Here is a 2698-nt window from a genome sequence, read left to right on the forward strand (position 1 = left end):
CTCAGGCCGGTTATTTCCCCTATTCTCCTCAAAAATGGTTTTCGGCAGGGTAAATCCTCTCAGTTTCAATAATACCAGCGGCCCTTTCCCGACTTCGGTACGTAATACCCAGGTCAGCGGCAACCCCTCCGGCGTGGTCAATCTCAGCCGGTAACGGCTTTCATCCAGCATTTGCACCCGGGCGGCCTCCAGCCAGCGAATCAACCCCCACGTCCCCGGATACTCGCCATATAACCGCGCGCCGGTGTTCACGCCGGTCCAGGTCAGCACCACCCCGGGATTATCCTCGTCTCCCGGCCAGCGCAAATGCTGCCAGCTCTCCATCTGGTTAAAGTAACGCAACCGTTGACCGTCTATCGTCAGGTCCGTTTCCGCCACATCCCGCACCGGTTTGGCCCGCAATTCAAATCGTATTCCCTCGCTGCCACTGGCAAACAGCACATCCGCGACCTGACTCAGTTGATTTATCGCGCTTAAAAAGGCCGGGTTAACATGCAGTCCCTGACTGTTCACTTTATCTACTACCCAATATTTCCCCTCTTTATGCAGCACGCCGCCTAACTGGCTGTGCAGGAACTGTTCTATTCTCCCCGTATCCGACCGAATAAACTGCCCCAGCATTGGCAACGAGGCGTCATTTTGCCCCGCTACGAACGGGTAACGGCCGTCAAAGTCGGTTTGCCAGTCTGCCACCACCGCCGACTGCCACTGCGCATTCAGACTGGCCGCCGCCGGTTGTAATACCGTCTGCCACGCTTCGGTTAACGGTTGCACAAACACCGCCTGACCAAACCCGTTCCATTCCGCGCCCAGACTGGCCGCTATCAGGCTGCCGTAAGTCCGGGTGTCGGTCAGCTCCACGCTTTTCCCCTGAAACACACTCTGGGCCAGCGCCTCCATTACTGCCGGCGGGTCATCGGTATTCGCCAGTTGTTGCAGCGCCAGACGAACCCGCGTCACCCGGGTCAGGAAGGTTTGCAGACTCAGCGACCGGTCCGCCGTCATGCCGTTTTCCGTCGCGCTCTTGCCCATCAGCGCTAATAACGGACCGAAGGTGTTATCCAATGGCCCCTGTGGAATACGGGTCTGGTCAATCACCGAGGGTTTATTTTTCTGCAACAGGTTTTGCGCCGATTTCACCAGCGAGTCCGCCAACGCCGCCCCCTGTTGCCCGGTTTCTCCCTGATAAGCCAGCGTATTCATCAGCGCAATCAACGGCGACTGACGCACGTCCGCCATCAGGGTTAACTGGTCAATGGTGTCGGACAGGTTATGGGTTTTATGCCAGCGCAGGCTGTTGAGGAAGTTCAGCCACGCCCCGGCGAAGTCGGTAAAGTAACGCGCTGTCAGCCGGGCTTTCAGCTCCGCCGGGGACACCGCCTTCAATACGGGCTGACGGCCGTCACTGAGCACCCAGTCAATCGCTTCCTGCCGGGAGGCTGCCACCTGCGCTATCGCTTTTTGCACCTGTCCTTCCCACGCCTGACGGGTAAACATTCCCGGCACTACCTGACGGCTGCTAAACAGGCGACCGGCATCGGTGGCGCCGGTCATCTGCGCCAGAGTTAAATCCCCGTAGCTGTGAGCCACCTGTCGCAGCATTTTCTGGTACAGCATCGTTTCCGCATGACGCTGCCCTAACTGATTCAGCAGTATCTGACGTACTTCACTGACCAGCCCGTTATCCACGCTGATTTTCCACTCCGGGTGGCGCGGTAAATTCTGGGCATAAAACGTCAGTAACGCCTCGCCGCTGTGTTGCCACAGGCCATCCGTCACCCCGGCCCGGCGCGGCCAGTTTGCCATCAGCACCCGGCTCATCACCGCCGCGTCCGCTTTCTCAGGACGCGCCATCATCAGATACACTTTCAGTTGATTGTACGCCGAGGTGATACGCTGATAACGCTGTGCGCTGCCCGCCGGCAGATTCACCAGTTCGGTCAAACGCTGATGGAGCAACCGGGCAGCGGCATCACGTATCAGTTCGGCATTGTTGCGCTGATACACCGGCCACATCACTTTCAGCAGGGCATCATTCTGATTTAACCCAAAACGGCTGTACCAGGGCGCCCCGCGCTCTGACTGCGACTGCAACCGGTCAATTTCCCGTTGCAACTCATGCTGACTGAGCAAACGGGCCGATAACTCGCCCTGACGCTCACCGGCCTCGCTGATACGTTCACGACTGACCGCTATCTGATGACGGTTAACCCAAAACGAGGTCACGCTGCCCGCGCCCCACAACGCCGCCAGCGCTATCACGCCCCACTGCGCGCTTTTCTCCCACGGGAAGCCCACCGCTTTCCCCCGGCTATCGCGCACATGCTCCAGCACCCCGTTCCAACTGGCATCCCCCAGCCAGCCATGTTCCACCATCCCTGACGGCACAAACAGCGGTAAACTGAACGTCACCCCCGCCAGCCTCAACGGCGGCCGCTCTAACAACGGCGTCAGCTGCTTCACCAGACGTGTCACCCCACCATCCCGCAAAGACTGCGCCAGTCGCAACAGAAAATCGTGACGATTTTCCGCTATCGCCTGTCCCATGCCCCGATTCGCCAGCATGGGTATCAGGCTATCCAGACTCTGCGCCAGCATCTCGGGCGTCCCCCCTTCCGACAGAAAACAGCCCACGGTCTGAGTCGGCCGGTCGTGCTGGTCCCAGTGGCTGTGACGCACATTCCACACATACACCGGC

At 59.2% G+C, this 2698-nt stretch carries 1 protein-coding gene; it reads right to left on the bottom strand.

The genetic code is table 11. The annotated features are described in order from the left end of the window. On the bottom strand, positions 1 to 2598 hold a 2598-nt coding region (locus EAE93_RS23630), incomplete at its 3' end, for an ImcF-related family protein (protein WP_250151179.1). Between the last annotated feature and the right edge of the window lie 100 nt (positions 2599 to 2698).

The organism is Photorhabdus akhurstii (assembly GCF_018448925.1).
In the GTDB taxonomy this organism is placed as follows: domain Bacteria; phylum Pseudomonadota; class Gammaproteobacteria; order Enterobacterales; family Enterobacteriaceae; genus Photorhabdus; species Photorhabdus akhurstii.